The 653-nt window shown below is 71.4% G+C and carries 2 protein-coding genes; one reads left to right on the top strand and one right to left on the bottom strand.

From position 1 onward, the window contains the following. Positions 1-344, bottom strand: a 344-nt coding sequence (locus ACIKT0_RS19635) for a DUF4126 domain-containing protein (protein WP_407106927.1), incomplete at its 3' end; no start/stop codon positions are given. A gap of 85 nt (positions 345-429) precedes the next feature. Here ACIKT0_RS19635 and ACIKT0_RS19630 point away from each other — a divergent pair. Further along, positions 430-653, top strand: a 224-nt coding sequence (locus ACIKT0_RS19630; RefSeq protein WP_407106926.1) for an ATP-binding cassette domain-containing protein, incomplete at its 3' end; no start/stop codon positions are given.

Here is a 653-nt window from a genome sequence, read left to right as displayed (position 1 = left end):
CCCGCGACCGCAGCGCCTGCTCCGAGCACCGCTCCGAGCAGGCCGCCCGACGCCGCCCCATTCGCCGCCAGGCCGAAGGCGCAGCCGCAGAACCCGCCGCTTGCGATCCGCGACCCGAGCTGGAAGGGAATGAGCCGGCTCGGCGTCGTGGGCAGCTTGTCGACGACGAGCTCGACGGCCGCGAGCGCAGTGAAGATCACCGGCGAGGCGAGGTGTCCGAGAAAGAACAGCGGCGTCGCCGAAAGGTCGATCGTGCCCGAACAGGCCGCCCAGCTCACCGCCGCCGGAGCCGTCATCGTCCTCAGCCCCGCCGCAAGCCCGACCAAAACCGCGGCGTCGATCATCACGAAGCGTCCTGAGAGAGGGTGGCGGGTCCAAAGTGGACCGGGCTGCGTATAGGGTCCGGCATATGCGAGAGGCGCAAGATCGATGACCGAGCAACTTCCGCTGCGCCTCGACGGCGTGAGCTACGCCTATGGCTCGCGGCGCGGCGTCGACCGGATCGGGCTCGTCGTGGAGGCCGGGGAAGTCTGCGCGCTGATCGGCCACAATGGAGCCGGCAAGAGCACCGCGATCGGCCTCGCCTGCGGCCGTCTCCGCCCGCAGGCGGGGAACGTCCGGGTGCTGGGACGCGATCCCGCGCGCGAGCGGGC

The sequence above is a fragment of the Hansschlegelia beijingensis genome, assembly GCF_045505405.1.
GTDB lineage: Bacteria > Pseudomonadota > Alphaproteobacteria > Rhizobiales > Methylopilaceae > Methylopila > Methylopila beijingensis_A.
This window is presented reverse-complemented; position numbering and strand designations above follow the sequence as displayed.